Origin of the sequence: Chitinophaga sancti (genome assembly GCF_034424315.1) — a bacterium.
GTDB lineage: Bacteria > Bacteroidota > Bacteroidia > Chitinophagales > Chitinophagaceae > Chitinophaga > Chitinophaga sancti.
This window is the reverse complement of the sequence record NZ_CP139972.1, coordinates 5,904,133-5,927,179: the sequence shown is the minus strand read 5'-3', so window position 1 is coordinate 5,927,179 and position 23,047 is coordinate 5,904,133. Positions and strand designations below refer to the sequence as shown.

The window sequence follows — 23,047 nt, the reverse complement described above, 5'->3', positions numbered from 1 at the left end:
GTTAGGAAGCTCATGACGATTGCGTAAATTTTCCATTTGTTCATAGGTAATAGAGATTTATATTGATTGCGACAAGGTATAGAATAAAAACAAAAAGAACGTCTTTTGCTGTTACGTTTTCTTCGTACGTGGAGCGCGACAGATGTCAACTATTATATGCAGGGTTTTAATTTGATACAAGCATTATTGAAGTGATTATTTAATTGATATTCAATTATTTGCGTCTTATTTCTGTTTGTTTTCTTTCTATATTGCATGTATGTTCGGGCTTGATAAATACCAGTATTCTACAGATAAGACATTCATGGCCTATCACTTTATTAGTAATGGGCCTAATGGTGCAATACAAAAGATTGCAAAGTTTAATCTTATTGGAGAGCAGCTTTATAATTTCGGATTTGGTGATTTGGATGCAGTGACTGGTGATATTTCCGATAGCGTGATGGTGTGTTTGACAGAAAATGACTAAATCTGTATTATGTTACGCAAAACAAAGAAGGATACTTATGTTCAAATCGGCAATAAGCAATTTATTACCGTTGATCCTTCTTTACCTTCATTTGAAGGCCATCCCTTTTTTGAGAAAAAAGCGAATGCCGCTAAGAGACTTTTTAGTAGAGTAGGCCTTCCTAAAGGAATAGGTAAAAATTCTCGCGAAGTTACATTTGACTCTTCTTTGTGAATACGCGCTGTAAGTGCGCTATCAAATTGTCATCCTTAAGTTCATTTCCGAATCTTCCCTAGGAATTAATAAAGCATTTTCCGCGGAAACTTTGCTTCTACCTGCATATCAATCTTACGGAGATAATCAGCTCCATATTTACCATTCTCCAATCCTTTCTTCAATGTCTCCGGCACATTATCCTCGAGTTCAGTACAACGGGAAGCAATAATTGCGGCTATTGCACACACTGTATCTGTATCAGAATTCTCTATTTGGTTTACCACATTCAAAAATACATCTGCTATCGTTTTTGCATTTTTCAATGCAGAGAGTGCCTGTGTCACTATCATCATTGCATTTCCGGGATCATTGTCCATACCATTTTGCTCCCATCCTTCGCCTAACTGCGCAGTTAAAAACGCGTCCAATTGTTGGCGGGGACCTCCGTGATGCAAAAAATGCACAGACAGTGCTACTGCCAATGCAGATGTTGTCCCTGCGAGGTTATTATGTGTAATACGGCACTGTAGCAGTGTCAGTCGTTTTACTTCTTCAAGATCTTCAATCACTCCAAAAACACCCGCGCGCATTGCGGCACCGCTGGTGGTTCTGCTGGAAGGTGCAAGCTGGCTCACAAATTCTGACGGGGTTTCGCATTCCGCTAATAGTTTTTGCATGTGTCTTGAATATCCTTTGTGAGGATCACGTTTGAATGTATGCAGCCAGGCGTTTACAAATTCCTCTGCTGTAATATCAAAAGATTTCTTTGCGAGTAGCAGTTCCATATTTGCCAGTGACATCTGTGTATCATCTGTATAATCGCCTTTTTTATAAGCTGTTAGTTTAGGATGATCTGCATGTACGAGATCAGATAGGTCGGCATTGGTAGGGTGGGGCAGGTATTCATATTTCATGCCATAGCTGTCGCCCAGCGCCATGGTATAGAGAAAGGGTGTATGCATATAATCTGAGGTCTATTTCCTGCTTATATGGGAAGTGGTTATTACCCGATAAAAGTAAAATATTTTCAGGTATCTGGAATAATATTAAAGGGTGGTGTCGAAAGATTGATTCGCTGGTTTGTTGTATGGGCAATTTACCTGGTTGGATGGCGGGCTTATGATTTTCCGTTCGGGTATAAAAAATCATGGCAATAATCGTTAGGAACATCATGGTCTTTCTCATGAAGAAGTTGACCAATGATGGTTTATCGTATGGAATGTGGGGGAGATTGTCTTTGATGATGAAAAAAAAGAGCGTGCGATAGATTTAGATATTTTGGAAGAAATGTTTTTTAAACAAAAAAATCTGGCCATTAAATAAAAAAAGGTTGCTCATTGAGCAACCTTTTTCTTCGTACAGGAAAGGCGACGGAAGTCGAACTATTTTGTAGTGGACTTCATGAATTTTTTTAATTACTCCTCACCTTCCAGAAGAACTGTACTAGAAAAATATGCTATTAATTGAACCGTTTCCTCTTATGTTTTGTGCGCAGTTTTCCTTGTAATTATACCAGTAAGTGTATTAATTGCAAGGAATAAGAAGACTAGATTTTGTATAAATTGTTGATAATGAGTGTTTATTAGAAAATAAATCAATGATTGTTTCTTATTTTAAACTAGTTCACTGGACTTTTTGTATTTCCCATAAAATAGGACTGCGCGATTAAGCTCATTTTATGTGTCTTTTAAGCTCAAAAATTCAATTAAATGAGCTCAATTAATAATATTTTTGAGCTTAAACTTATAGAAGCTCATTATAAGTAAAAATGTGGCTCAATAAGGCTATAATTTGAGCTACATTTGCGTTTTCAATGAGCTTAAATGGCCAATTTTATATGAATAATGATAGTAACATGGATCTTATTCTAAGATTTATAAAAGAAAATCCTTCCAGATCTTCTAAAGAAATACATGAAGGATTGACAACTGTTGTTGGGTACGCTACAATAAAGCGGGCATTAGTTAAACTTGCATCTGATAATTTAATAAGAAGGGAAGGAAAGGGGAAAGCAACTACTTATGTTATAAGTCCTGCCTATGAAGTATCGTACCCAGTTGATGTTGAAAAGTATTTTGAAAAGGAAATTGATGAGAGACAAATAAAAGATAGTTTCAATTTGTCTTTGATTGCTGATGTTTTAAGCCATACAACTCTTTTTACTGATGCTGAGGAGCAATCTTTAAATGCTCTCCAGAATGAATTTAAAAATAATATTTTTCATCTGACGGTATCAGCGTATGATAAAGAAATGGAACGACTTGCAATTGATTTGAGCTGGAAATCATCTCAGATTGAAGGTAATACATATTCATTGTTAGAGACAGAACGTTTGCTAAAAGAAAAAGAAACCGCTGAGGGTAAGCCTAAGGATGACGCGATCATGTTGCTTAATCATAAAGAGGCTATTAATTTTATCATTGCGAACCCAGATTATGTCGTGCCGTTAACGTTATCAAGAATTGAGGACATTCATAGTTTGCTAGTCAAAGATTTGGGGGTTGACCGGAACATCCGGCAGAGAAGAGTTGGTATTTCCGGCACAAACTATAAACCATTAGATAATGAACATCAGATTCGGGATGCGATAAGAGAAATGTGTGAATTGGTAAATAGTAAGGACAGTGTATTTGAGAAAGCTTTACTTACGCTGGTGTTACTTTCCTATATCCAGGCATTTGTAGATGGCAATAAAAGGACAGCACGTATAGTAAGTAATGCAATATTGATTGCTTATGGACATTGTCCAATTTCATTCCGTACGGTGGATTCAATTGAATATAAAAAAGCTATGCTGATATTTTACGAACAAAATAATATCAGTGCATTTAAAGATATTTTTAAAGCTCAATTTGAGTTTGCCGTGAAGACTTATTTTTAATAAGGTCGGGGTTAGATATTATCAGGGAATAATCGAGTAGGAAGAAAGCCGGTCATGCCGGCTTTCTGTCCTCTCACACCACCGTACGTACCGACCGGTATACGGCGGTTTGTCAGAATAACTTAGTTTGGTGAGTTGTTTTCCAGTAATAGTGATTGGCGAACCCTACATACCCTTGTTTAGTAAAGTAGTCGTTGTTCAAGGCTCGGTGCAGTATTGCACTGTTTGCAATGCGGCAGTAGCCTTTACGACTGTTGCTCCACTCATAAGCTTTACCCACATTAATTCCCAACATTTTCAGGTTTTTCCACCGTGTTGATGGCCTTTTCCATTGTTTCCATATTCCCATTCTTAGACGTGTTCTTACCAACCTGTCCAGTTCTTCCATTCTGCTTTTGGCCGTGGCTATCCGAAAGTAATTCACCCAACCTACTATTATGGCCTCCATCTTCTTTATCTTGTCTTTCACTTTGCCGGGGGCTTTACGCTGCGTTTGATCCTTCATCTTCTCTTTAATCTTTCTCAGCGATTTAGATGCAATGCGCACTGCCCACCCTTTCTCTCTTCGATAAAAAGAGAAACCCAGAAGCGTACTCTCTATCGGACGGCTCACTTTACTTTTTGTACGGTTTACTTTTAGCTTTAGCTTCTTTTCTATGAACTCGGTGATTGTTGACAGCACGCGCGTCGCTGACTTTTCACTTTTCACGTAGATGCTACAGTCATCGCAATACCGTACAAACCGGTGGCTTCTTGCCTCTAACTCTTTGTCCAGTTCGTTTAAAACAATGTTGCTCAGCAGGGGGGAGAGAGGGCTGCCTTGAGGAGTGCCTTCCTTACGTTCTATCACAACCCCATTTTCCATCATCCCGCAATTCAGGTATGAGCGCAGTAGTTTCAGCGTCCTCTTGTCAGCTATCTTTTGGGCCAGAAGCGACATTAGCCGGTCATGGTTCACCCGATCGAAAAACTTGTCTAAGTCCAACTCCACTACCCATTCATAGCCGTCGTTCAGGTTTGTTTGTGCCTGATACAATGCCTGATGAGCGTTCCGGTTTTCTCTAAACCCATAGCTATAATTGGAAAACTCTCCTTCATACTGTGGGCTTAGCCATTGGGATATTGACTGGGTAATTAGCCTGTCGATTACAGTAGGTATTCCCAACATTCTTTTACCGCCGCCATTTTCCTTGTCTATTTCTACTTTCTTAACTGCCTGGGGGCCGTACCTGCCTTCTAAAATACTGGTCCGCAACGTCTGCCAGTTCGTATTCAGGTAGTCACGAAGTTCATCGGTCTGCATACCATCTATACCCCCCGCTCCTTTATTGGCAGTTACCTGCTTAAAGGCTTTTTGTACATTGCGGATATCTAATATTTCTTCCAGCATACTATTACTTTGAAAAAAAAAATCATCCCGGCGTCACTCCCATTGATTGCATGATGAGGCTCAACTCCTCCTGTGTTTTACTTTCAGCTTCCGGCTTATCCTCGCACAGGTAGTTTTCCAGTGTTCTTCCGTTGTGATCGCCTCGCTCATAAACGGCTTGTTCATTTTCGCCATTCTAACATTCGGTCCTTCTTCCTTTTGTGAGACTTCTGCTTTTGCCTTCGTTTCGGGATGCAGCTCGTTGCCGGCTTACTATGACCTCGGCTGACTTCTGATGGCACCTTGAAGCCATTCTTTATGCTGACTTCTGTTTCCGCTTCGGTATTCTCTCATACCTCTGCCGGATTGCCAGCAGATCTCCCAGGGTAAGGTTATACGCTTTCCATTCATGTAGCCCCGGTATTTACACAACATGGTTCCGTGCAGTATAGGGCTTTTGTCTGTGATGCGACATCGCCCACCATGCCTTGCCTTGTATACCATTTCTGTTCGTGGGCTCGAATGTTTGCCGCCGGCTTCCTTCAGATTCGTGGTCACCCACGACACCCTTGCCTTTGGCTAATGATACGTACTGCAACGCTCATTCAGGACTTACACCTTAGAGCTTATAACCATGCCTGGCGCACAACAAAAAAGGAACATCAAATTGATGTTCCTTTTTCTTCGTACAGGGAAGGGGACAGAAGTCGAATTATTACATTGATGAATTCAAAAACCTGGTAAATATCGTTATGGCTAAAAAGTAGATTTTATATAAAAGCCTTAAGTCATTCATTGTTGCTACCTGTACATATAAATTTCTCATGTTGCAGTGTTTTTTAAATAAAGTGTTTTGGCAAAAGCATAATTTGATCGGCTTAAGCGGTTACATAATGTGCTTGCTGTTTCTATTTGATTATGATTAAATAGAAATTGTATCATTGCTTCAAGCTGGTGCTGATCACCTTCTAATGGATGTTCACGAAAGGTCATCATGTCAAGAATTGAGGCAAGGTACTGCGCTGACTTTTGATGATCACCTTTTGACATTAATTCGTGCAACTTCTTCAATATATTTGAACTGTGGTAGCTTTTGGTGATCAACTGAATAGCAATTCTGATCATTTCAGCATTTTCCTCATTAAGTTCCGCTATAAAATAGACAAGGTTTACTGTTGAGCGTCTCATTTCTAGCACTTCAGTGTCAGAAGAATCGCTATACGTTTTATGAATGAGTTGAATCAAGGCGATTACACGTTCTTCAAGCTGCTGGCGTTCTTTGATGGCCAATGACGCTAAATATTCTTCATTAAACCATACGGCATGAAGAAGATCTTTTATCGCTTCCATTGGCATATTCGAAAGATAACGAACGATCAAACTGTCCTCCTTGATGTTGTCAAGTTGCCAAAAGAACAGCGAAGTTAGATGTGTGGCGAAGCCGTTGTATCCGAAATTTATCAACTGTAAATGGGTGTCGATGCCTCGATAATAATGTGGTAGAAATAGATCGAGTTTTTCCATCGTACCTGGTGCGGAAGAGGATAACAGCCCGCCCATAAAAGCGGTCCATTGAGGCTGCGGCAACTGAATAAGCTCGGTGATTTGCGTATCTAACCAAGTTGGTTGAAGGTAATTTAGTTGTGGCCAGTAGCAGCCTAACAACGTGTAACTATCACTGTCCCCGCCAGCGATAAATCTATTAAAAATGCAGCAGATGTCTTCTTCCCAATCTGGACTTTCAATATTTGTTAAACGGGGCCGACATAAACTGTAATCAATGCACGCTCTGAGTAGCTTTCCTGAATCGGAATTAAATGATTTGCTCAGGTAGTCGTTATTGCTAGGAACTGAGAAGTCCGATACTTCTAAATGCTGGTTTACTTTGATGATAATTTGTCTGCAAATGGGTAATAACTGGTGTACTCTTACATAATCATCGTTTGAACAGACCTCACTTACCAACACGGAAGCTACGGAGCAAATCCAGTTTTTATCCGCATGCCAGCTATCCTGTTTCAAGAATCTGGCCTCGGATTCAAAATCATTCTGCTTGATATATATTAAGGTAAAGCGGATTATAGATGCCCAGTCGAAATCGTCTTTGTTTTTTTTGCCATATTCCAGCAGTGCATAAAGAACATAGTGTATATAAATGTATGGCACCGGAAGATATAACAAGAGGGCATTAATGAATTTAATGGGCTTTAAGGCAACTGCTGCTTCTAAGATTCGTGCCAAACCACTGATATTTGGTTCTTCCCAGCGATTCTTAGGATTGAATTTCATTAGGTATAAGACAAGATCCGAATCCTCCATGTCCAGAAGTTGCTCAGAGCTCATTGGAGGTATCGAGCCGTTCTTTAACGTTATGGTTCGACTTGGATCAATATCCCAATCTTTTAGTTCATGCCTTTTTTTTACCGTGGTGTAGAGATGGTCAAATGGTTCTCGCTGGTTAAGTGCAAGCAACCAAGGGGCTTGCCAGTATGTCAGCCGGTCTTCATCTATCTCTTTCTCGTCTTGTGGCCCCTGAGCAATGATTTCTTCCAGGAGGAGGGCCTCTTTTGAGTTTAATTCTTTCTGATTACTTTTTAAGAGGTTAAAGAGCTCAGTTCTGTAAGTGTAACCAGTAAAGAGTTGATGTGGATCGTTTGGTTCAATAAGTTCTGCAAATAACCCTTTATATTCCTTAAAGTGAATGGAAATATTGTGTAACACAACCCGCCTGAAAAAGGGAAGCCGGTAACGGTGATCATAAAATAGTCGCTCGGAAATTTCTCTGCCTAGAATAGGATTATTTCTGAAAATTGCGTCCAGATATTTACTCAATAATAAACCATACGTCTCCGACATTCGACTTGTATGATAAGAGCGACGTTCCAATTCGTTGATAGCCATTCCACCCGCCATCGATAAATTATCCACTGTTAAGGCAAAGATAAGTCCATTCAGCATGTCTTCATTTTCTTGGATATTCTCATAGCTTATTCCAAAACGGCCGATGATGCTGAGTAAGGCTTGTTTTAGGGTATCTTCAGTGAGCTGGTCATAATTATGAATGGTTTCATTACAGAATTCTTCGTTTTGATCAGGTAATGTCAGACTAAGCAAAAGATTAGGGAGTTTAATAGATACTTTTACAGTCAATGTAATAGAAGCTACTCTGACAGGTAGATGAAGCCCTTTTGGATAATCCAGCAGAAGAATTTTAAGCGTAGCTGCTAATTGATAGAATAAATGTAAATGGTAAATAATAATGCAGCAAAAATGGTAAATATGAATGCAGCAGATTCGGTAACAATACTGCAGCAAGAATGGCAACAATGGTACAGCAAAATCGGTAACAATTGTTACACAATCCGGCAAAAGTAGTCTGTTATCAGGAACCTTCAAAAATAGTTTTACGATTCTTCAATCTGTAACTTTCACCACTAAAGTTTATGACTTCACAATGGTAAAGTAGCCGGTCCAGTAAAGCCGTAGCTATGGCCTCATCATCCAGCTGTTTGCTCCAGTCTGAAGGCTTCTTATTTGTAGTGATGATTATTGACGTAGATTCATAAATCTGATTGATAAAATTGAAAAATGATATTGCCAGGTTCTTCTCCAGCGGGAAGAGCATAATATCATCAATAACGAGAAGGTTAGCCTTTAATAGTCGTTTATATTCAACCTGCTGGGTTTTAACAAAGTCCTTCGTCTTAAGCATATTTACCAGGTCATCCATTCTTCTGAAGTAGGCGTTATATCCAGCCTTTACAGCATCCTGACACAAACCTGCAGCTAAAAATGTCTTGCCAGTTCCACTCGGCCCCATCAGAACAATATTAAATAATTGATCTACCCAATTCAATTCTCTAAGTTGCTTTAAGCGACCAGGACTAATTTCATCCTCTGATCCTGTTTTGTAATGATTCAGGTCTGACATCTGAGGTAACCAGGCTGCCTTTTCCCGTTTGTTCAAGTCTTTTACAGAGCGGTGTGTTGCTTCCGTTTCCAGTATTTGGCTTAGGAACTTTACATATCCCATCTCTTGTTGTTCTGCTTCAGTGATTAATGCCTTTATTCCATTGCTAATACCACCCAGCCTAAAAGCTGTACATAATTCGCGGATTCGTTGCTTTTCTGTTTCCATATAATTTTGTGATTTAAAAATGAGCGGCCACGCTTTGCCTGGCCGCTTTATCGGATTTAATTGAAGATTATATCATAGTTGATCAACTTGCTCCTGGCTGGTTCTGTGTTGGCTTTTTGTTGAACAGGAGCTGTTAATGGGTTATTGGTGATCGTATTTGCAGGGACTATTTCTTGTTGTTGTAGCTTCCCAAGATGCTCTGCAACAGACTTAAAATCAGACGCACTGTAGATATGATATTGGCTACAATAGTACAAGGTTTCAAGCGCTAAGACTGGTTCCAGCTTATTTACTATAGTCTTTAGCAATTGTATCTGATCGCGTATATATCGCGGTTTCTCTGTCTTAAGTTGGAAGACCCATCCCAATGCCTCCTTCTGATCAGTAAAAAGAGTCGCAAACTCTTGCATCATCTCCAGGATTGCCCGGGATTTGTCTCTACCATGGTCAGTTTGTAAGATCTTCTGTCCTTTAAGTGGTGAGATTATATGGCGACAAAGCTCTTGTTTTTCGGTATTTAAAATAACTAATTCCTGTTCTTCCCTGATCACCAGTACCCGGCTTTGACGATCTTTATATGTGCCAAGTGGCAATGAGTAAAAATTACTTTTCCAACTGATTGTGTTATCTTTTCGTACAGCATAGGAACTATATTCTGGTTCCATCATTTTAACAGGGGTATAGGGATATAGAAAGGTCACTTCATTTTCCATTTCTTCAGCTGGTATTAACTTTGTGGTGCCGTGGATTAATGCATTGGCTGTACGTTTGAGCCAGGCCAGTACTTCTTCATTCACCAACTGAACATCTTTAAAAAATCGCCCATATAGAAAATTTCTTTTCACATACTTTACGACATTTTCTATTTTCCCCTTGGACTCAGGATCTGCCGCACGGCAGAAATAGGTTTTAAGAGGTCGCTGAGAGATATACTGCCGAAAATGTTCGGTAAGGATCAGATCTCCCCAATTCTCGTCAACCATAAATAATCGGTCCTGGTCATAGATAAGTTCCTGAGGCATGCCCCCCAAAATCGCTAAAAGCTCTCTCATGTGCTTCTATAACCGTAATGGTAGTAAATGGTCGATCTGTAAATAATACGTATTTAAAGCGCGAGCGGGATAGACTCATACAGAAAAACTGTACTTTGCGCGTTCGTCCTTCAGTAGTTCGCATGTTATAAAAGCCAAAATCAACCTGAGCTTGCTGCCCATAAGGTAGTTCTGCTACCATCTGATATTGCCGGGTTGGCTCTTCCACAGAAAGGCTGTACTTAGCCCTGATGGCCATAACAAAATTATAAACTGTTTTAGGGCTGATTGGTCCAAAACCGGGAAACTGTTCTTTTAATAAATCATGGATTTGAGCAGAAGATGTATCTGGAAGACTTCTCAGGCGATTATATATAAAATCTTCAAATTCCAGAAGTAGTTTCTTTCGACCCTTTTTCTGTTGGCTGATAGTTAAAAAATCCTCCTCACTCATTGAGAGTTGCAGTTTGACCGTACGCCAGTTTAGTCCTGTTATCCTGGAAATTGATCGAATAGAGTGTTTATCCCGGTAAAGTTGATGAATACGCTGGTAAGTCATAAGTTTGTTTAAATAGTTCATTTAACCCTGTCTTTGTGATGATTGACAAAGGTTGAAAAAATCCCTCCGGGAACAATCCTGGGGGGATGAACTATGTAACAACTGTAATCTTAGTGATGCACTAATGTTACCATTATTGCTGTAGCATTGTTACCGAATCTGCTGCACTCATATTTACCATTTTTGCTGCATTATTATTTACTGCTTACAATAAAGAGACAGAACAAAGTTTTGAGACAGATTCGATTAAGTTCTTATGAATAAAAGTATCAATAAGAAGATGACGGTCGATATTGGAATAATAACAAGATTCACTTTTTTTAATGGAGTTGTCTCTCCATAAAGCTTTATCGGAAATGCCCAATAGATAGGCAATGATTTCTTCAGCCTTTGCAACATCGGAGCTTCCAGATTTTTTTTCAAGGAACCGTGGTAACAAGCTTTTACATAATGCTGATGTCGTTAAGATTTTATCCGAGGTGCCATTTATCCAGGTTAGCACCTGCTTTATCAAGTCGATGCTAATACGATCCTGGGGTAAATTGCTTAATATTTTGATGATTGCAGCATGAGTTAGATCATTATAAATCTTGCTAACGGACACCGTTGTGACAAATTCAAGGAGCGGTTCGATCATTTCAAGATCCTGAACGTTTTTAATTTTCTCGCTTATTCGTTCAAGGTAGGGAAGCACCTGCCAGCGTGATAAATAAGGACCCTCCTGCATTGTTATTTCTGCTGGACGGGCATCGGGGTCTAGGTAACCATTTGTTTTGAGAAACAGGTACCAGTAATTCCTCGAAATCTTTTGAAAGAAATATTCCCTGCAATGCTCATCTTTTTCAATCAACTCCTTTATCGTGAGAAGCTGGAATTGAGTAGGCCGTACCTGTTCAAGTATATGATCGATGGTAAGAGTATTGCCAATAAAGTCCTGATCAGTGTTGACCAGTTTTTTTAGTTCCTGCTTTTGTGCTTTTAGCTTTTCAGTCAACTCTGCTTCCCTTTTACTGGCAAGGAATTCACTGAAGCTAGGTAGTATGGGCCTCAATCGTTTGCCAAACAGGTAATCCGTGTCGGGCAGGTATTCCAGTGCGCACTTTTCAAACAGCTCACGTAAATGTTCATGTAGATGCAGTCTATTGCCCGGATCAGAATAATCTTTATAGTTTTTGGTAGTAAAAATCACATTATTCAGCGAATTCTTCTCGATGTAAGCAATCAGTGATAAAATGTTTACAGTATCACTATAGCTGTCCTTTTGGTGGTTCGGTGCTATTCGGGCAAGTGTCCTTTCAGAAGCTTTGAGTTTGATCTCATCATTTATAGGAGCGATGTCGGCATAATCCGTGAATATTTTTTCAACTTTATTGACTCGGGCCTTACCAAATTCCTCAAAACTAGCTGCATTATAAATGGTATTAAAGAATTCCGGATTTTTAATAACCTCCCTACTTAACTGATTAGCTTTGCCAAGTTCCTGCTTGATATATGCAATTTTAGATTGCTTATTTCTTTCCCATTCTGTTAAAATATGTTGGGGAACAATGCACCTAATATTATATGTCTCTACCCAATAATACAGTTCGTCGAAATAATTATCCTCGGCATCAATCTTGTGACAGATTAGCCACAACCAAACATCTGTATCAATTGCTAAATAAATCATTTATAAGGTTTATGGTATTGCTAAAGTAAGTATTTTATCTATGGAATAAATTATGCTCTACTAGGCTTGGCTAAGCTTTTGCAAGTCTGTTTGCAATAGTGGAATCTGCAAAAGTGGAACAAGGGGTAAGCCTATTTTGAAACAAGGAATAACGATTTATGATCTCTCTTGGTGGAAATGTGGAGGATAGGTGCCGGATCACGGTAGGTTAGGTTGAGAACTCATAAACTGGATAGCTAAAAAACAACTAATCCTCCGGGAATTCAGGAATAAGATTTCTAACTTCATACAGGGAAGGCGACAGATGTCGAACTATTTTGTGGCGGATTTTATGAATTTTTCAATTCATTCATCATATCTACTAGTGGTATTACAGTCACATCGTGAGCTGCAGGATAACGTTCCTTTCCTGAATAAACAATGAATTTATGAGTAGCTTGAACGTCTTCGCATCCCAGATGAAATCCTTTTGATAGTGTCGGGGTCAGCGAACGTTTAATTTCAATTGCATATCTTTTATTTGAGCCTAACTCAATTACAAGATCAATTTCAGCTCCTGCAGATGTACGATAAAACCAGGCTGATGCTCCAATAGGCATGCATGACAAAAGATTTTCAATAATGAATCCTTCCCAACTGGCCCCTATAACGGGATGTCCTAAAAGGTCGTCCATTGAGGTTATATTTAGTAAAGCATGTGTTAGTCCGCTATCCCGTATATATATCTTGGGTGCTTTTACCAGCCGTTTGCCAAGGTTTCCTGACCACGGTCTAAGTGTACGGATCAGTAGCAGATCCTCCAGCAATTCAATATAACGTTTTGCAGTAGGGGCTGCCACACCAAGATTAGCCCCGATTTGAGCTATATTTAGTTGTCCTCCCTGACTGTGAGCCAGCATCGTCCAGAGTAATCTTAAGGTAGTAGCAGGTATTCGTGGCCCAAACTGAGGTACATCCCTTTCGAGATAGGTTCCTATAAAATTTAATCGCCATCTTAAACTAGCCTGATCATTTCTGGCGAGAAAACTGTCAGGAAAACCACCTCTAAGCCAAAGTTGATCCTGATCTGTACGGTTTATTTCAGAAATGAGGATACCTGATAATTCTTTGTAAGCAATGCGACCTGCAAGTGATTCAGATGATTGCTTCAAGAGGTCGAGGGATGCTGAACCCAAAATGAGGAATTGCCCATTTTTGTGGCCTTGTCTGCGATGCTTGTCTATGACTCCCCGTAGAATTTGAAACAACTCAGGAACGCGTTGAATTTCGTCCAGGATAATAAGTTTGCCCTTATGTAATTCAAAATATGATTCAGGGTCATTTAGCTTTGCTTTGTCACCAGGGCTTTCGAGATCCAGATAGATTGGCTCTGTTGACAATGAGGTACCTATTGCTTCAGCTAATGTAGTCTTACCAACCTGTCTTGGACCTAAAACAGCTACCGCCGGAAATTCCTCTAATAGTTGAATGGTTTCATATTGTGCATTACGTGGTATCATCCTTGCAAATGTAACATTAAGTGTTCGATTTGCAAGGATTTTTTTTATTTAATTTATTACAAGTAATTGATAATGTTATTTTTGTTTCATTTTTATGGGAGTCATTGTGTTTAGGTTCTTTTTAGATTGATTCATCGGATTTTTGCGCTTTAACACGATATGAATGGTTTAGTATCGTTGTTGTTAAATCGATTCCTGCCTGATATGCAGGGAATGCAATGGACGGAGCAATGTTAGTAAGGAAGTTATATCTAAAGTATACATATACCCCAAATGCTATCGAAAAAATCCATTTGATTGTACTATGTTCCGTTTGGGAATGGCTTGAACTTTTTACCAAATTTCCTACGGGGTCAAGAACAATATAAACAGGTAAAATACAGGTAAATGCAACACAAATGATAAATGGTAAAATCCAAAGTATCCTATTATTGCTTTTTAAGCAGATGATTACTCCTTTTAAGAAATAGACGATGAAATATAGTATGAAACTGACGAGAATAACCAGTCCTAACCCCATGAGGCTAGAGGTTTCTCCTTTCATAAATGAAAATACAATGTAGAATGAAGTGAAAATAAGCGGACAATAAACGACCGCTTTAAATAGCCATATGGCTATTTTCGCAAAAATGTTTAGGTTTCTGTTAAACATTTGCTGGTTATTCATAAGACATGGAGTTGGGGTAAAACAATATGGATAACTATTTCTAATATAGAAAAATTTAGGGAGGTATAAAATCGAGTAGGAAGAAAGCCGGTCATGCCGGCTTTCTGTCCTCTCACACCACCGTACGTACCGACCGGTATACGGCGGTTTGTCAGAATAACTTAGTTTGGTGAGTTGTTTTCCAGTAATAGTGATTGGCGAACCCTACATACCCTTGTTTAGTAAAGTAGTCGTTGTTCAAGGCTCGGTGCAGTATTGCACTGTTTGCAATGCGGCAGTAGCCTTTACGACTGTTGCTCCACTCATAAGCTTTACCCACATTAATTCCCAACATTTTCAGGTTTTTCCACCGTGTTGATGGCCTTTTCCATTGTTTCCATATTCCCATTCTTAGACGTGTTCTTACCAACCTGTCCAGTTCTTCCATTCTGCTTTTGGCCGTGGCTATCCGAAAGTAATTCACCCAACCTACTATTATGGCCTCCATCTTCTTTATCTTGTCTTTCACTTTGCCGGGGGCTTTACGCTGCGTTTGATCCTTCATCTTCTCTTTAATCTTTCTCAGCGATTTAGATGCAATGCGCACTGCCCACCCTTTCTCTCTTCGATAAAAAGAGAAACCCAGAAGCGTACTCTCTATCGGACGGCTCACTTTACTTTTTGTACGGTTTACTTTTAGCTTTAGCTTCTTTTCTATGAACTCGGTGATTGTTGACAGCACGCGCGTCGCTGACTTTTCACTTTTCACGTAGATGCTACAGTCATCGCAATACCGTACAAACCGGTGGCTTCTTGCCTCTAACTCTTTGTCCAGTTCGTTTAAAACAATGTTGCTCAGCAGGGGGGAGAGAGGGCTGCCTTGAGGAGTGCCTTCCTTACGTTCTATCACAACCCCATTTTCCATCATCCCGCAATTCAGGTATGAGCGCAGTAGTTTCAGCGTCCTCTTGTCAGCTATCTTTTGGGCCAGAAGCGACATTAGCCGGTCATGGTTCACCCGATCGAAAAACTTGTCTAAGTCCAACTCCACTACCCATTCATAGCCGTCGTTCAGGTTTGTTTGTGCCTGATACAATGCCTGATGAGCGTTCCGGTTTTCTCTAAACCCATAGCTATAATTGGAAAACTCTCCTTCATACTGTGGGCTTAGCCATTGGGATATTGACTGGGTAATTAGCCTGTCGATTACAGTAGGTATTCCCAACATTCTTTTACCGCCGCCATTTTCCTTGTCTATTTCTACTTTCTTAACTGCCTGGGGGCCGTACCTGCCTTCTAAAATACTGGTCCGCAACGTCTGCCAGTTCGTATTCAGGTAGTCACGAAGTTCATCGGTCTGCATACCATCTATACCCCCCGCTCCTTTATTGGCAGTTACCTGCTTAAAGGCTTTTTGTACATTGCGGATATCTAATATTTCTTCCAGCATACTATTACTTTGAAAAAAAATCATCCCGGCGTCACTCCCATTGATTGCATGATGAGGCTCAACTCCTCCTGTGTTTTACTTTCAGCTTCCGGCTTATCCTCGCACAGGTAGTTTTCCAGTGTTCTTCCGTTGTGATCGCCTCGCTCATAAACGGCTTGTTCATTTTCGCCATTCTAACATTCGGTCCTTCTTCCTTTTGTGAGACTTCTGCTTTTGCCTTCGTTTCGGGATGCAGCTCGTTGCCGGCTTACTATGACCTCGGCTGACTTCTGATGGCACCTTGAAGCCATTCTTTATGCTGACTTCTGTTTCCGCTTCGGTATTCTCTCATACCTCTGCCGGATTGCCAGCAGATCTCCCAGGGTAAGGTTATACGCTTTCCATTCATGTAGCCCCGGTATTTACACAACATGGTTCCGTGCAGTATAGGGCTTTTGTCTGTGATGCGACATCGCCCACCATGCCTTGCCTTGTATACCATTTCTGTTCGTGGGCTCGAATGTTTGCCGCCGGCTTCCTTCAGATTCGTGGTCACCCACGACACCCTTGCCTTTGGCTAATGATACGTACTGCAACGCTCATTCAGGACTTACACCTTAGAGCTTATAACCATGCCTGGCGCACAACAAAAAAGGAACATCAATTTGATGTTCCTTTTTCTTCGTACAGGGAAGGGAACAGAAGTCGAACTGTTGGATGGAGGGTTTTATGAATTTATCAGTTCATTCGTGTATACAACCACATTGTAAGCGATCTGAGTAATGCTCTGTTCCGGATGCTTAAATATTTTATTTTCCTTGGAATTATAACAAAAAATGTTCGATTTGCAAGAAAAACACAACGATGAAATTACGGCAACTGTTTGTTTATCAGAATTTTGACTTTTGGATAACAATCTTGTCTAGGATATACGGATGGGAAAAATGGTCAAGCTATTTAATACTTACTTAAATCAATAAGTTTGTATTTACGATATACATGAAACTTCCGTACTTTAGTATAAAGCTTACGATATACATGAAACTTATACAAAGGCCATTATATACTGAAAGGGTAATTCCATTTATTAACAAGCAGGTAATCAAGGTGCTGGCTGGGCAACGAAGGGTGGGCAAAAGTTATGTGATGCTCCAATTGATGGAACATATTCGTAATACTGATCAGAATGCTAATATTATTTACATTAACATGGAACTGGATGACTATATCCACATTAAAACCCATGTTGATTTAAGCACTTATCTTGAAGATAAATTTATAGTTGGCGGAAATAATTATTTCTTCATAGATGAGGTACAGGAAGTGAAGGAATTTGAAAGAACCCTTCGTAGTTTGTTGGCGAAGGGTATTTGTGATATTTACTGCACGGGCAGTAATGCAAATATGCTATCAGGTGAATTGGCTACATTTTTGTCTGGCAGATATTTAGTATTCAATATCCATAGTCTGAGTTATCAGGAGTTTTTGCAATTTCACCAACTTGAGAATAAGTTCGAATCACTAATACTTTACCTCAGGTATGGAGGAATGCCCTTTTTAAGTAATATCGGATTGCAGGAAGAGCTACCTTATGAATATCTACGAAATGTTTACTCCACTATTTTGTTAAAAGACGTTGTAGCCCGTGAGAATATCCGGAATGTTTCATTTTTAGAAAATCTGGTAACTTATCTCGCAGACAATACAGGCAGTTTATTTTCTGCCAGCAATATCAGTAAGTATCTTAAATCCCAAAGAGTTGATATCTCTCCGCAGCTAACTATTAACTATCTGCGGGCGTTGTGCAATACCTTCTTTGTACATAAAGTGGTAAGATCAGAAATTGGAGGACTGAAAATATTTGAAATCGGTGAGAAGTATTATTTTGAAGATCTGGGTCTGCGCAATGCAATTGTTGGTTTTAATCAACGTGCGGATATTCATAAACTTATGGAGAATGCTGTTTACTTATTTTTAATACAGCAAAACTATAAAGTCTTCGTTGGGAAGTTAGGTGATAAAGAGATAGATTTTGTTGCAGATAAAAATGGGGCTAAAATCTATGTTCAGGTTTGTCTTACTATTATGGATGAAAGTACTGCCAACAGAGAATTTGGGAATCTGTTAAAAATAGAAGACAATTATCCTAAGTACGTGATTACGTTGAATGATTTGTTAATTGGTCAGGATAATAATGGAATAATTCAAAAAAACCTGATGGATTTCTTAACAAGTGAGCTATAAAAAGTGGTAAGATATCAGGAATGAAAGGAGAAATTGGTTTAAAAGAAGAAGGAACATCATACGATGTTCCTTCTTTCGTACAGGGAAGGGAACAGAAGTCGAACTATTCTCTGGAAGATTTCAAACTGTGAAAGATAGATTTATGTCAAACACAGTCATAGTTTTACGTATAATTATGAATTGGCCGAGCTTGCCAATGAATTGACGCTATAAATTGAATATGAACTACTTATCATGATATATATAATATTTCCGGATTTGAATCCGGAAATATTATGAGAATTTGGGATTGTAATCCGGTCATATGATAAAAAGAATTTTAGAATCAGTAATCCTACAACGGCTTTTTAAAGGTAAAGCAGTCATCATATTTGGGCCACGGCAATCTGGGAAATCAACATTAACAGAAGCATTGTTAAATACTCAGGAGAAGGAATGGTTGTATATGAATGGAGATGAAGCTGATATAAGAGAACTATTAACAAATACAACTTCAGCAAAACTGAGTGCGCTTGTTGGTAACAAGGTGATAAGCTGGAAGCATTCTGCAAGGTTATATGCAATTGAGGATCTCTACAGAAATATTTATGGAATCCGATGATTATTTTAATCATACATAAAATCAACTCCTATATGAAAAGATTGATCCTTGCTTCCCTCATCCTTGTAGGTATATCTTCCAGGCTTGCTTCACAGACAATCCCCCTGCATTTTCAAAGCTATTCACAGCAGCTGTATGTGATGCCTGGTGAGCAATTTGTAATCTGTACAAAAGCAGGTGAGGTAGCAATGGCAGACTCCCTGAATGGATTATGGCATTTCTCGCAAATAGAACCAACATCAACGTTTTCAAGCACCTTAGAAAATGCCATCTTTTTTAACCGGGATACCGGTTTTGTCTCTGGTTTTATTGCCAATGACGGGAAATATAATATCATTTACCATACTAAAAACGCAGGAAAAAGCTGGTCCAAAGTAGATTTTCGCACCAGCGGATGGGCGGATTGTGCATGGAATCTGCCTAACGGAGAAGCCTGGATGACAATAGCCGGGAAAGGAGTAGCATATTCCAAGGATTATGGCTTTACCTGGAAAACCCTGCCAGTGTATGATGCTCAACAACGATATCAGACTATCTTTTTTAACCAGAAACATGAGGGAATTATAGGATCAGTTTGGAATACAATTGCTTATACAGACGACAACTGCAATACCTGGAAAAAGATCCCGTCTCCCCTTGACCAGCAGGCCTACAATAAAACCGATAAGGCCAGCCGTCCGGAAATAAACAAAGTTTGCATCTATAAAGACCTGCTACTGGTCAGTGAAGAAGGGATGATCTTTTATACTAAAAAGGATAGCATCAGCTGGAAATACCTGCCCGGTTACATTTCTTTTAGTACAGATGAAACGAATACAGCTTTATACCTGATTAACGCTTCCAACCAGGTTGTGAAAACCGATGAACGGTTTCAACCCTTATTGACTACGCCTTTCAAGGAAAGAGCAAGTGATTTATTCACCAGGAACGGGCAACTATTCCTGTTGACGGACGGTTCAATACTTAAATCGGACACCAATGGAGAATTAAAAAAATATCCCATGCAGATGGCGGTCACGAAAGATGTTCAGCCATCCCAAATCTACAGCACTTACGGCGATGAAATATATGGATCGAAAGGAAACATGATTTATAAACAAAAAAAAGGGAAATGGGAATATGCCTTTACTTTACCATTCCCAGTCACCAGTTCAGAGGACTTTTCAATCAATAAGAATACGCTCGTTTACGCTACTACGGATTCAATATATTATTATGACATTACGAAGCAAACCACAACAGTTACAACTACCAAAAACCTGTTGAATGACTTTCTTCAACACCAGGTTACGTCCGTGATTTTTTCAACAGGCTCTCAGGGTTGTTTTCATTCCTATGCCGATCACCTGGTGTATGAATTAGCAGATGATCTTTTTGTACTATCAGATAATGATTCATGGGGAGGAAAACATGAAAACAAGCTGCGGGCAGAAAAAGAAGAGTTAAGCAGGGAGAAAGTTGTGCAGTTTGCAAAAGAAGTGTGTCTGCACTATTCCAGGCAACCTGTTATTACGGATATGGGATTTTCCAGGGCTGATTATATGAAATGTAAAGAGGATATAAAAAACTATCAACAGGAGGGTAATAAAAGCACATCAGGCTTCTATTTTGCCAGGAACAATCTCGATTTTGATAAGCTCATTGCCACTGTGGATAGTGTGAAGAACATTGATTCAGTTACCCTCAATAATGGGCTTCTTCATTTAAATCATATGTTTAGCACTACGTCTAATTGGATAAGTGTGTTGCTGAAAAATGAAAATGGGATGATTTTGGAGACTACATGTTATTATTATGAGGCTAATGCATTTTATATCCCATGGATTATTAAGATTAATGGAGGACAGGAAGTATCAACCTCTCCTATTATTGCTGAATTCTTTCAGTATGGATGTCCTTCGTTGCTGCAACAGCGGGATAAGGTGCCGGTATTACACGAGTTGGTAAAAAGTTTGTATAGGTAGTGAAATGAATCTGATTTCATTCCCTGATTCCATTAGACTGGAACTCATTTCATAAATAGGTATTTTGAATTGATAATCAATGTCTAAATGATAATTACGAAATAAGTTCTAATAAAATTTTTATGCGCCTGGCAGGAATATGCTTCATCATCTTTTGGTTAACGGCTTGCGGAACAAAGCAAGAGGGAAATACTGTAAAAAGAGAGCCATTCATCCTGGCAACTACCGGCTCTTTCAGCATTAATCCCTATCTCGATAGTATTACGCATGCATTTATCCGGGAGGCAAACTGTAAAGATTGCATTTATGAAATGTACTTTGACAAACAGGATGATACCGATTCAAAAGTGACCTTACATTGTATTCCCTCATACCCTGCATACATGCAAGTCAACAAACCTATATTGTTCTTTAATGTGGACAGCATCCGTTTTTTTGTATATACAGGCCTTGAAGATTTTGCAGTGTTACACAATGATAATGATACAACCACTCACCTGAAAGCATCTTCTTCATTAACAGAGCATGTATGGGCAGTAGTAACAACCAAAGATTCGACCTATGTTGTTCATGATGGATGGCCGCCGTTTATAAAAATGCAGCTGAAACCAGACATAAAATTCGAAGCACCAGGCGGGGTTAAATAATAAGGACCGTTCCCTATTGGGCCTGTTATGGCGGTATTCACATCAATTTGACTCTCCTAACTGGTTGATCAGGATATTGCTAAAATTTTATCAACATCCTGATCACCGGCTAAGCATTGACGAAAGAAATGAAGGATCAATGCATCCACAAAAAAGATCCTGAACATAACATTTAAAAAGAAAAAGTTAAACCCAATTCCCCCAAAAAGGCTCAGATCCCGTATCCACCTTTTATACCACCTTATTACCAATAATAAATCAAAAGGACATGGTAAGGTCACCTCAATATCGGTTTGATATTGAAGTGACCTTACCATGAACATAATGTGGCATTTTAATAGTATATTAGTACAATAGACGCACTATGTCTTCACAATAAATTCTACAACCCCAAAACAATTTCTATGGCCATCATTAGAGACAATATCCTCCTTCAATGCGTTGAAGGTAGCCTCGGCAATGAAATCACGATTTACAGAAGAAATGGCCAGATCATTATGGCCAAAAAACGCGGCAAGTCGAATAAAAAGCCGACCAGGAATCAGCTGGAAGCCCGGTATAAAATGAAGGTAGCCGCCGCTTACGCCAAAGTGATCCTGCAAGACCCCGAGCTGAAAGCTTATTATAAATCCAAAGCCGGCCCCGGGCAGAATGCATGGAATATGGCAATCAAAGATGCCTATAACTCCCCCGAAATACAGCAAATTCAATTCGAAGATGAAACCGTAGTGGTAAAGGCGAAAAATGATTTCCGGGTCGCTGAAGTGGAAGTGAAAGTAATTGATAAGAAAGGCAACATGCTGGAAAGAGGAAAAGCCGTTTTAGGCAGGAATGGCGTGGATTGGTATTATAAGCCTGATAACTTGCCGGCTGGCGGGAAAATAGTGGTAATGGCGGTCGATTTGCCAGGAAATGAGACTGTAAAAGAGCTATTACTGTAAGGAAGGGAGAAAACGAGAGGAAAGGGATAAAACGAGAGTATAGATTAATAACAAAATACTGGTGTCTCCGTTGCCGGATGCTTAATTTCTGTTTACTATAAACGTCATTAAGCACCCGATATGAGATAGATTGTCCTGTTGTTGCTACTGCCGATGCTGCAGCTATTTAAAAACCTGTTATTCAATGGCGATGGAAATCGACAGCAGGAAAGTACATTACGCTGGCACTCATTTCATTATCACTATTTGTGTATTGATTATCAATTGCAAATGCTTATATGAAATGCGTACTGGAACTTATTTCACAATCCTCATTCATGCATTGACTATCGATTGAAATACGGCTGTATGAAATGAGTTCTAATTATGCATACTAACCGTAATAGCCGATTGATCCGTAACCGTGAACTTTGTAGTTGAATAGGTAGGATAAGCCGGCACATTATTAGAAAGCCCATATGGCTCTACCGGTACTGACATGACCTTATCCAGGGCCTTATTACTATTCAGATCCTGGAAGATCGTCACCGCATACTCCCCTGCAGGCAGCTTAGTAAAGATCACGCCATTCTTCACCCGGCTGGCCGGCACCCTTATTTTTGAATAAGGCGTCTTCATGAAATCACCTTCCTTATTATACAACGCGAAATAGAAATCGCCCTTATTGATCAGTACATTTTTTACATTGACCTTGATAGAGCAGTTCCGTTGCGCGAAGCCACCAAAGGCAGCCAGCAATAATACTGCTGTAAAAATTATTTTCAT

The 23,047-nt window shown here is 39.5% G+C and carries 18 protein-coding genes; 8 read left to right on the top strand and 10 right to left on the bottom strand.

The window, feature by feature from the left end; translation table 11 throughout:
* Positions 1-259 precede the first annotated feature (259 nt).
* Positions 260-469 (top strand): DUF6934 family protein, encoded by a 210-nt coding sequence (locus U0033_RS23210; RefSeq protein WP_072366771.1) that lies wholly within the window; start codon positions 260-262, stop codon positions 467-469.
* 9 nt (positions 470-478) lie between these two features.
* Positions 479-682 (top strand): hypothetical protein, encoded by a 204-nt coding sequence (locus U0033_RS23205; RefSeq protein WP_072366773.1) that lies wholly within the window; start codon positions 479-481, stop codon positions 680-682.
* Between the two features lie 65 nt (positions 683-747).
* Here U0033_RS23205 and U0033_RS23200 read toward each other — a convergent pair whose 3' ends face one another.
* Positions 748-1,626 (bottom strand): ADP-ribosylglycohydrolase family protein, encoded by an 879-nt coding sequence (locus tag U0033_RS23200; RefSeq protein ID WP_083571939.1) that lies wholly within the window; start codon positions 1,624-1,626, stop codon positions 748-750.
* 893 nt (positions 1,627-2,519) lie between these two features.
* Here U0033_RS23200 and U0033_RS23195 point away from each other — a divergent pair.
* Positions 2,520-3,545: a Fic family protein gene (locus tag U0033_RS23195; protein ID WP_143151029.1), complete on the top strand. Its 1,026-nt coding sequence runs from the start codon at positions 2,520-2,522 to the stop codon at positions 3,543-3,545.
* A gap of 112 nt (positions 3,546-3,657) precedes the next feature.
* Here U0033_RS23195 and ltrA (U0033_RS23190) read toward each other — a convergent pair whose 3' ends face one another.
* From ltrA (U0033_RS23190) to ltrA (U0033_RS23155), 8 genes are all read right to left on the bottom strand, one after another.
* Entirely contained in the window at positions 3,658-4,935 is a 1,278-nt protein-coding gene (ltrA, locus tag U0033_RS23190) for a group II intron reverse transcriptase/maturase (protein ID WP_322518441.1), read from the bottom strand.
* An 801-nt stretch (positions 4,936-5,736) separates the two neighbouring features.
* Positions 5,737-8,310 carry a hypothetical protein gene (locus U0033_RS23185; protein ID WP_322518442.1) on the bottom strand — a complete coding sequence of 858 codons (2,574 nt, stop codon included), beginning with the start codon at positions 8,308-8,310 and terminating at the stop codon, positions 5,737-5,739.
* Entirely contained in the window at positions 8,297-9,052 is a 756-nt protein-coding gene (gene istB / locus U0033_RS23180) for an IS21-like element helper ATPase IstB (protein ID WP_322518443.1), read from the bottom strand. The genes U0033_RS23185 and istB overlap by 14 nt, the downstream gene beginning before the upstream one ends.
* 56 nt (positions 9,053-9,108) lie before the next feature.
* Entirely contained in the window at positions 9,109-10,104 is a 996-nt protein-coding gene (locus U0033_RS23175; RefSeq protein WP_322518444.1) for a hypothetical protein, read from the bottom strand.
* On the bottom strand, positions 10,052-10,642 hold the full coding sequence (locus U0033_RS23170; RefSeq protein ID WP_322518445.1) for a hypothetical protein: 591 nt from the start codon (positions 10,640-10,642) through the stop codon (positions 10,052-10,054). The genes U0033_RS23175 and U0033_RS23170 overlap by 53 nt, the downstream gene beginning before the upstream one ends.
* 205 nt (positions 10,643-10,847) lie before the next feature.
* Positions 10,848-12,311, bottom strand: coding sequence for a PIN domain-containing protein (locus tag U0033_RS23165; RefSeq protein WP_072366777.1), 1,464 nt, complete (start codon positions 12,309-12,311; stop codon positions 10,848-10,850).
* A gap of 329 nt (positions 12,312-12,640) precedes the next feature.
* Positions 12,641-13,810: an ATP-binding protein gene (locus U0033_RS23160; protein ID WP_072366778.1), complete on the bottom strand. Its 1,170-nt coding sequence runs from the start codon at positions 13,808-13,810 to the stop codon at positions 12,641-12,643.
* Between the two features lie 818 nt (positions 13,811-14,628).
* Entirely contained in the window at positions 14,629-15,906 is a 1,278-nt protein-coding gene (ltrA, locus tag U0033_RS23155; protein WP_322518441.1) for a group II intron reverse transcriptase/maturase, read from the bottom strand.
* A gap of 1,017 nt (positions 15,907-16,923) precedes the next feature.
* Here ltrA (U0033_RS23155) and U0033_RS23150 point away from each other — a divergent pair.
* The 5 genes from U0033_RS23150 (at position 16,924) to U0033_RS23130 (ending at position 22,282) form a co-directional block, all read left to right on the top strand.
* Positions 16,924-18,129 carry an ATP-binding protein gene (locus U0033_RS23150; RefSeq protein WP_322518446.1) on the top strand — a complete coding sequence of 402 codons (1,206 nt, stop codon included), beginning with the start codon at positions 16,924-16,926 and terminating at the stop codon, positions 18,127-18,129.
* 304 nt (positions 18,130-18,433) lie between these two features.
* Positions 18,434-18,730, top strand: a complete 297-nt coding sequence (locus tag U0033_RS23145) for an AAA family ATPase (RefSeq protein ID WP_072362947.1) — start codon at positions 18,434-18,436, stop codon at positions 18,728-18,730.
* A 32-nt stretch (positions 18,731-18,762) separates the two neighbouring features.
* Positions 18,763-20,694 (top strand): WD40/YVTN/BNR-like repeat-containing protein, encoded by a 1,932-nt coding sequence (locus tag U0033_RS23140; protein ID WP_143150790.1) that lies wholly within the window; start codon positions 18,763-18,765, stop codon positions 20,692-20,694.
* Between the two features lie 122 nt (positions 20,695-20,816).
* Complete coding sequence (locus tag U0033_RS23135) at positions 20,817-21,341, top strand: hypothetical protein (RefSeq protein WP_072362945.1); 525 nt, start codon at positions 20,817-20,819, stop codon at positions 21,339-21,341.
* Positions 21,342-21,745: 404 nt separating this feature from the next.
* A complete protein-coding gene (locus U0033_RS23130) occupies positions 21,746-22,282 on the top strand; it encodes a hypothetical protein (protein WP_072362943.1) in 537 nt (178 codons plus the stop codon).
* A gap of 360 nt (positions 22,283-22,642) precedes the next feature.
* On the opposite strand, the gene U0033_RS23125 is transcribed toward U0033_RS23130, so the two are convergent.
* A complete protein-coding gene (locus U0033_RS23125) occupies positions 22,643-23,047 on the bottom strand; it encodes a DUF2141 domain-containing protein (protein ID WP_072362942.1) in 405 nt (134 codons plus the stop codon).